The following is an 8,050-nucleotide window of genomic DNA, read 5'->3' as shown; positions in this document are numbered from 1 at the left end:
GCCGCCGTCGGCGGCCCAGCGCTCGCGCCTGCGTCTGGAGATATTCCTCGTGCTCGCCCTGAGCCTGGGTGCCTCGGCCGTCTACGCCGTCGTCAACCTCGTGGGCATCCTCACCCAGGGCCCGTTGTCGGCGGCGACGGCGACGCTCAACGCCTCGCGCAGCGCGCGGCCGTGGTTCGACCTCACCTACCAGCTGCTCGCCGTCGCGACCGCGCTCGTCCCCGTGCTGCTGGCGCTGGCGCTGCTCGGGTGGAGCCGCGGCGGGGGGCCGCGCTCGGCCGCCCGCTCCCTCGGGCTCGACCTCTCGGCCCCCGGCCGTGACCTGCTGCAGGGCCTCGGCCTGGCCGCGCTCATCGGCGTGCCGGGGCTGGGGCTCTACCTGCTCGGCCGGGCCCTCGGCGTCACGGCCGACGTGAACCCCGCGGCGCTGGACACCTACTGGTGGACGGTGCCGGTGCTGCTGCTGGCCGCCGTCAAGAACGGCGTGCTGGAGGAGGTGCTCGTCGTCGGGTGGCTGCTGCAGCGGCTGCACGACCTGCGGTGGGCCCCGTACGCGGCCGTCGCGGCGAGCGCGCTGCTGCGGGGCACCTACCACCTCTACCAGGGCTTCGGCCCCTTCGTGGGCAACGTCGTCATGGGCGTCGTCTTCGCCCTCGTCTACCGGCGGACCGGGCGGGTGATGCCGGTCGTGGTGGCGCACACCGTCATCGACGTCGTCGCCTTCCTCGGGTACGCCGCGGTGGCCCCCTGGCTCCTGTGAGCCAGGCTCCTGTGAGGCTGGCCCCTGTGAGGCTGGCTCCGACGGGGCTGGGTCGGGGCGGGCTGGTCGGGCAGGTCCCACGAGCACCTTCGCTGGGCCGGACGGGTGAGGGGCCCACCGCCGGTCGCCCGCGACACTTCATCACTCTGGGTGGCGCGCGAGCACCGGTGGTGACGACGAGCCTGTCTGATGTCACCCTGTCGCCGTGCTGGTACACGACCGTGGGCTGACGGCAGGAGCTCTCACCCGTGCCGTGGACCCGGGCGGCGTCGGCCCGGGAGCCATCGTCGTGGTCGCCACGGGCGCCGTGCTCCTCGCCGGCGGGGCCGTCGGCATGCTCGCCCTCCTCAGCCCGGCGCAGGGGCAGCAGGCCGCCGTGTCCGTGGCGGTGGCGCTCGCCGGCGCCGTCGGCGGCCTCGCGCTGCTGCTGCGCCGCGCCCGCGTCGGATGGCGGCTGCTGCACGCGACGGTCGTCCTCGCGGAGGTCCTGCTCCTCGTCTCGGCGCTGGACGTCCGCGAGGACGACGCCCGGCTCGTCGCGACGACGAGCCTGCTCGTCGTCGCCGTCCTGCCCGCGTCGATCCTCCTGCGGCCGCGCGTCGCCGCCACCCACCTCGCGATCGTCGCCGGCGTCGTGACGGCGTTGCTGCTGTCCGCCCCGGGGGGGTCCTCCGAGGTCGAGGCCGGCGTGGTCGTCCTGGCGCTCGTCGCCACCGGCGTCCTCGGCGTCGTCGTCAGCCGCGCGGCCGTCCGCGCCGAGGCCGACGAGCTGACCCAGCTGCCCAACCGGCGGGCCCTCATGCGCCGTCTCGACGTCGTCGTCGCCGCCGGGCGGTCCGGGCACGCCGTGCTGGCGATGCTCGACCTCGACAACTTCAAGGAGGTCAACGAGACCCACGGCCGCACCGCGGGGGACGCGCGGCTCCTCGCCGTCGCCCGCCGGCTGCGGGCGGAGCTGGGCGGCAGCGGCCTGCTCGCCCGGCTCGGGGGCGACGAGTTCGTCTGGGTCACGGAGGGCCCCGAGGACGTCGCGCGCGCCCGGCTCGCCGAGGCCGTGGCCGACCTGCCGGACGAGCAGCGGGTCTCCTACGGCCTCGCCGTGCTCGGCGAGCTCGACTCGGCGTCCACGTGGCGCCAGCGCGCCGACGCCGAGCTCTACGACGCCAAGCGCCGTCGCCGGGGCCTCGCACCGGCGAGCCTGGACACCCCCGAGGCCGAGGAGCTGCTGCGCGCCATCACCGACGGCGAGCTGGTCGTCCGTTACCAGCCGGTCGTCGACCTCGCCTCGGGCACGCTGGAGGGCGTCGAGGCGCTCGTGCGCTGGCAGCACCCCGAGCGCGGCCTGCTCGCCCCCGACACCTTCCTGCCGCTCGCCGAGGCGACCGGCATCGTCGACCTGCTCGGCGCGCGGGTGCTGCGCGCCGCCTGCCACGAGGTGCGGGCCTGGCAGCAGCGGACGGGCACCCGGGCGGGCGTGGCCGTCAACGTCTCCGGGGTCGAGCTGGCCTCACCGGCCTACCCCGCGCGCGTGCTGCGCGCGCTGGCGGACTCGAGCCTGCCCCCCGGTGACCTCGTCCTCGAGGTCACCGAGACCGTCTTCGCCGAGGCGCCCACCATGACGGCGTCCCTCGAGGAGCTGCGGCGCGCCGGCGTCCGGGTGGCGGTCGACGACTTCGGCACCGGCTGGTCGACGCTCTCCCGCCTCGACCAGCTGCCCGTCGACGTCCTCAAGCTCGACAAGTCCTTCGTCGACCGCGTGGTGCCGGGGCAGGGGTGCACGCCCGTCGTCGACGCCGTCCTCGCGATGGCCCACGCGCTCGACCTCGCCGTGACCGCCGAGGGGGTCGAGCACGCCCACCAGGTGCTCGCCCTCAAGGAGGCCGGCTGCCACGCCGCCCAGGGCTACCACCTGCAGCGGCCGGTACCCCTCGACGAGGTGGCCCTGCACGGGAGAGGCCTCGACGGGACGGCCCACCGCGCCGTCGCCTGAGATCTCGGGGGCCGGCTCAGGCGACGGGCTCAGGCGGCGGGGCCCCGGGGCCCGCCGTCCAGGCACCGACGTCGGCGGGGGCCGGCTCGACGTCCCGGGTGCTCCAGAGGAAGCCGACGACCATGGCGAGGACGAGCAGCAGCACCAGCCACCAGAACACCCGCCACAGCGAGCGCTCCAGCTCACCCGCGCCGCCGACCGGCGTGGCGGACGACGGGCGGCGCGAGGCCGGGCCCTCGCCCACTACGCCGTCGGCCGGCGGCGCACGACGAGCACGCACGTGTCGTCGTCGAGATCGGCGCCGTCGGCGGTGAAGTGGTCGACGACGAGGTCGCGCAGCGCCGTCGCGTCGGCGTCCTCGGGCGCCGAGGCGACGAGCGCCTCCAGCTCGTCGATGCCCTGGCGCAGCGGCCGGTCGCGGCGCTCCAGGAGGCCGTCGGTGTAGAGGACCAGCGAGGCGCCCGGCGGCAGGTCGACCTCGGCCTGGTCGACGACCGTCTTGGCCGCCGCCACGCCGATCGGCGTCGTCAGCGCCTGGTCGAGCCGGTGGACGCCGAGCCCCGGGGTCAGCAGCAGCGGCGGGGGGTGCCCGGCCTTGGCGTAGGTGACGGCGCAGCCGTCGCCGACCTGCGCGCAGACGACGCGGGCGTACACGCACGTCGCGAGGCCGGCCATGCCGAGCCCCCGCACGAGCAGGTCCAGCTGGCGCAGGACGGCGCCGGGCTCGTCGCCGCTCCAGGCGTAGGAGCGCAGCACCGAGCGCAGCTGCCCCATCGAGGCCGCCGCGGCGAGGTCGTGGCCCATGACGTCGCCGATGGCGACGCCGAGGCCGCCGTCGGGCAGGTCCAGGACGTCGTACCAGTCGCCGCCCACCTCCGCGCCCACGGCAGCGGGCAGGTAGGTGGCGGCCAGGTCGAAGTCGTCGACCTCGGGCAGGTCGGGCAGCAGGTCGCGCTGGAGCGTCAGCGCGGCGGCGTGCTCGCGCTCGTACAGGCGCGCGTTGTCGATGGCCAGGCCCGCCCGCACGCCGACGTCGGCCATGGTCGCGAGGTCCTGCGGGCTCGGCGGCGGACCGTCGCCGAGGACGAGCCCGAGGGCGGCGGTGGTGCGGCCCCGGGCCCGCAGCGGCACGAGGACGACCCGGCCGAGGCCCATGGTCCGCAACGCCTCGGCGGCGGCCGGGTCCGTCAGCCGGCCCGCCATCTCCTCGACGTCGGCGTCCCAGGTCGTGGCCGTCGTCACGGCGCCCGAGAGCACCTCGGCGAGCAGGGACAGCTCGACGGTGCCGCTCCACGGCTCGCCGGCGAGGGCGTCGGCGACGTCGGCCAGCGCCTCGTCCCCGTGGGCGACGTGGACGCTGCGGGCGCGGCCCGAGGCGTCGGAGGCGACGGCGAAGGCCCACCGCGCGAGGTCCGGCACCACCAGGCCGGGCAGGAGGGCGAGCGCCTCGTCGCTGTCGAGCCGGCTGGACAGCGCCGTGCTGACCCGGGCCAGGGCCTCCAGCCGCGCGTTGGCGCGCCGCGCCGCCTCCAGCGCCCGGTCGCGCTCGGCGGCGGCCTCCACGCGGGCCGTGACGTCGGACTGCACGCCGACGTGGTGGGTGAGGCGGCCGTCCGCGTCGAAGACCGGGCTGATGACCACCTCGTTCCAGAAGGCCGTGCCGTCCTTGCGGAAGTTGAGCAGCACCTCGGTGACGGGCTCGTCCTCGGCCAGGGCCTTGCTGATGCGGGCCACGGCGTCGCGGTCGGTGCCCGGCCCCTGGAGGAAGCGGCAGTTCCGGCCGCTGACGTCGGCGAAGGAGTAGCCCGTCGTCCGCTCGAAGGCGGGGTTGACCCACACCAGCGGGTTGTCCTCGCGGTGGGGGTCGCTGATGCTGAAGGACAGGTCGGTGGACAGGACGGCGCGGTGGCGCAGGTCCCCGACCTCCTGCAGCTCGGCGACCGCCTGCTGCTCGCGCAGCGGCAGCATGACGACGAGCGCGTGGGTGGCCAGCGGCGGTGGGGCGTCCACGAGGGGGATGCCGACGACCCACAGGGCCTCGCGGGCGCTCGTCGCGTCGGACTCCCGCGCCGCGGTGATGGCCTCGCCCGTGACCGGCTCGCCGGAGGCGACCCGCCGCAGCGGCGCAGGCCCGTCCTCAATGTCCTCGCCGGAGGCGTCGCGCAGGCCGGCGACGCGTGACCAGTACGCGATGCCCGCCGGCAGGCTCGTGCCCGGGGCCAGCTGCTGGGCGAGCGCGTTGGCGAAGACGACGTCGCCGTTGTCGAGGTCGACGACCAGCACCGCGGCGGGCGCGTCCTGGACCACCTGGGGCAGCCCCGCCCCGCGCAGCCCCGCGCCGGGCAGCCCTCCACCAGACAGCCCCTCACGGGACAGGTCTGCACCGGACAGCCCCGCCCCGGCCAGACGTGCCGCCTGGTCGGCCCCCGCGATGTCGCTCACGTCGTCGATCCTAGGAGTCGCGCCACGACCGGCAGCACCGCTCGCGGTGACCGTGACCGTCTCGACGTCTGCCCGCTCAGGGAGGCGGCCGGCGGCCGGCGCGGACCGCGTCCAGCCAGGTGCGCGCGCCCGCGAAGGCGGCGTCGTCGGTGCCGGGGCGCACGAGGACCGGGCGGGCGTCGGCGCGGGGGTAGGAGCCGAGGAAGCGGACCTGGGCGCAGAAGCGGTGCAGGCCGAGCAGCGCCTCGGCGACGCGGGCGTCCTCCACGTGGCCCTCGGCGTCGATGGCGAAGCAGTACTGCCCGAGGGCGTCCCCCGTGGGCCGCGACTCGATGCGCGTGAGGTTGACCCCGCGCGAGGAGAACTGCTCCAGCAGCTCCAGCAGCATCCCGGGGTGGTCCTGGGGCTGGAAGGCGATGACCGTCGTCCGGTCGGCACCCGTGGGCGGGGGCGGCGGCGTCGGCGGGCCGACGAGCACGAAGCGGGTCACCGCGCCGGCGGTGTCGCCGACGTCGCGGGCCAGCACCTGCAGGCCGTACCGGTCGGCGGCCACGCCCGCGCAGAGCGCCGCCTGGTAGGTCGGGGCGGGGGCGCCGGCCGCGAGGCCTGCGGCCGCCGCCGCCGTCGACGCGCTGGGCACGTAGGCGGCCTCGGGCAGGTGCGCGGCGAGCCAGCCGCGGCACTGCGCCTGCGCGTGCGTGTGCGTGCTGACGACGGCGACGTCCTCCGGCCGGGTGCCGGGGCGGGCCGCGAGGACGAAGGACACGGGCACGAGGGCCTCGGCGACGACGACGAGCGGGTCACCGCCGGCGAGCCCGTCGAGCGTGGCGGGCACCCCGCCCTCGACGGAGTTCTCCATCGGCACCATCGCGGCGTCGAGCTCGCCGGCGCGCACCGCGGCCAGCGCCGCGTCGACGCTGGCCGCGGGCACGCGCTCGGCGTCGTGCTCGCCGCGCGCAGCCAGCACGTCGCCGAGCGCGGCGTCGGTGAAGGTGCCCTCGGGCCCCAGGTAGCCGTAGCGGCGGGAGGTGGCGCCCCGGGCGGGCAGGCTCACTCGCCCCCGCCCGGCGCGGCGCCCTCGTCCCCGCTGCCGAAGCCGCCCGGCGCCGCGCTGCCGGCGGGCGTGACGGCCGTGCCCGCACCGGAGCGGCCGGAGCCGTTGCTCGACCCCTTGTCCGCGCCCGAGCCCTTCTCCGAGCCCAGGAGCCCCAGCAGGTCGATGCCGGTGGAGCGCCGGACCGTCTCCAGCGTCTCGTGGAGGTTGCCGGCGACCGAGCGGGAGAGCGCCCCGGCGCCGTCGTTGGAGATGACGGTGAGGTCGTCGATGGAGCCGAGGGGGGCGGCCAGGGCGCTCGCCATCTCGGGCAGGACGTCGACGAGCATCTGCAGACGGGCGGCGTCGCCGTACCCGGCGAAGGCCTCGGCGAGCTCGCGGCGGGCGGCCGCCTCGGCGCGGCCCTTGGCCTCGATGGCGGCGGCCTCGGCCTCGCCCTCCAGGCGCTGGGCGTCGGCCTGGGCGGTGCGGCGGGCCAGCTCGGCGTCGGCGGCCAGGCGGACGGCGTTCGCCTCGGCCTCGGCGCTGATCCGCAGGCGTGCGGCGTCGGCGTCGGCCGACAGCCGGGTGCGCTCGGCCGCGGCCCTCGCGTCGGCGACGGAGGAGTTGGCGCGGCCCTCGGCCTCGTACTGGACGGCGCTGCGGCGGGCCTGCGCCTCCTGCTCGGTCTTGTACCGGGCGGCGTCGGCGGGCTTGCGGACGTCGGTGTCCAGCTGGGTCTCGGTCAGCGACGCCTGGCGCTGGGCCACCCGCTCCTGGACGGTGAGGACCTCCTGGTCCTGCGCCGCCTTGGCCAGGGAGCCGGCCGCCTCGGCCTCGGCCTGCGCGCGGTCGGTGTCGGCGCGGAAGCCGGCCTGGCGCAGGGCCAGGTCGCGCTCGGCCTCGGCGACGAGCTGCTGGGCCGCGGCCTCGCGCTGGGAGGACTCGCGCTGGGCGTCGGCCTCGGCGATGGCGGCGTTGCGGGCGGCCGCGGCGGCCTCGGGCCGGCCCAGGTCGCGCAGGTAGTTGCTGTCGTCCGAGACGTCCTGGATCTGGAACGTGTCGAGGACCAGGCCCTGGTTGTTGAGCGAGGACACCGACTCGTCGGCGACCTGGCGGGCGAAGGCGGCGCGGTCGCGGATGATCTCGTCGACCGTCAGCGTGCCGACGATCGAGCGCAGCGAGCCGGCGAGCACCTCCTGGGTGAAGGCCTCGATCTCGTCCTGCTGGTGCAGGAAGCGCTGCGCCGCGGCGCGCACGTTGTTCTCGGTGCCGCCCACCTTGACGATCGCGACGGCATCCAGGTTGAGCCGGATGCCCTGCTGGGAGACCGCCCCGCGGATCTGCACCCGGATGGAGCGGGAGGCCAGCGACAGCGCGTAGGCCTGCTCGACGAAGGGCTTGACGAAGACGCCGCCGCCCATGACCACGCGCTGGCCGGACAGGTCCATGGAGGACTCGCCGGTCTCGGGGTTGAGCACCGGCTTGCCGCCCTTGCGCCCGACCACGACGAGCGCCTCGGAGGGGTTGGCGATCTTGTAGCGGCGCACCGCCATGAGGAGCAGCACGAGGAGGACGACGACCGCGACCCCCCCGAGCACCAGGGTGGCGAGCAGTCCTGCGGCGATCTCCATGGGTGTCCCGCTCCTTCGTCGCTCCGGCCGCGCCGCCCCCCGGGCGCCCGCGCCGCACGCCGCCGTCGGCGCGCGGGCCACAGCATGGCGCACGGGGGCCGGGCGTCCGTGCCGCCTGTGGACGACCGGCACCGGACGGGTGGTCGACCTCCCCCGGCCGAGGGTGCGCCCCCGCGCGGGCCCGGCCACGC

General features: G+C 76.7%; 6 protein-coding genes. 2 read left to right on the top strand and 4 right to left on the bottom strand.

Annotated features, from left to right (window positions below):
- Nucleotides 1–760: CPBP family intramembrane glutamic endopeptidase (locus WDV86_RS07715; protein ID WP_339567032.1), on the top strand; the 760-nt coding region annotated here is incomplete at its 5' end.
- Between the two features lie 205 nt (nucleotides 761–965).
- A complete protein-coding gene (locus tag WDV86_RS07710) occupies nucleotides 966–2,750 on the top strand; it encodes a putative bifunctional diguanylate cyclase/phosphodiesterase (protein ID WP_339567031.1) in 1,785 nt (594 codons plus the stop codon).
- A gap of 16 nt (nucleotides 2,751–2,766) precedes the next feature.
- On the opposite strand, the gene WDV86_RS07705 is transcribed toward WDV86_RS07710, so the two are convergent.
- The 4 genes from WDV86_RS07705 to WDV86_RS07690 all read right to left on the bottom strand — a co-directional run bounded on the left by WDV86_RS07705 (nucleotide 2,767) and on the right by WDV86_RS07690 (nucleotide 7,859).
- On the bottom strand, nucleotides 2,767–2,994 hold the full coding sequence (locus WDV86_RS07705; RefSeq protein ID WP_339567030.1) for a hypothetical protein: 228 nt from the start codon (nucleotides 2,992–2,994) through the stop codon (nucleotides 2,767–2,769).
- Complete coding sequence (locus tag WDV86_RS07700) at nucleotides 2,994–5,192, bottom strand: SpoIIE family protein phosphatase (RefSeq protein WP_339567029.1); 2,199 nt, start codon at nucleotides 5,190–5,192, stop codon at nucleotides 2,994–2,996. The genes WDV86_RS07705 and WDV86_RS07700 overlap by 1 nt, the downstream gene beginning before the upstream one ends.
- 76 nt (nucleotides 5,193–5,268) lie before the next feature.
- The gene (gene pheA / locus WDV86_RS07695) at nucleotides 5,269–6,246 is read right to left on the bottom strand and encodes a prephenate dehydratase (protein WP_339567028.1); all 978 of its coding nucleotides are present in this window, start codon (nucleotides 6,244–6,246) and stop codon (nucleotides 5,269–5,271) included.
- Nucleotides 6,243–7,859, bottom strand: coding sequence for a flotillin family protein (locus WDV86_RS07690; RefSeq protein WP_339567027.1), 1,617 nt, complete (start codon nucleotides 7,857–7,859; stop codon nucleotides 6,243–6,245). The genes pheA and WDV86_RS07690 overlap by 4 nt, the downstream gene beginning before the upstream one ends.
- Between the last annotated feature and the right edge of the window lie 191 nt (nucleotides 7,860–8,050).

The organism is Pseudokineococcus sp. 1T1Z-3 (genome assembly GCF_037482365.1).
Classification (GTDB): Bacteria; Actinomycetota; Actinomycetes; order Actinomycetales; family Quadrisphaeraceae; genus Pseudokineococcus.
This window is presented reverse-complemented; position numbering and strand designations above follow the sequence as displayed.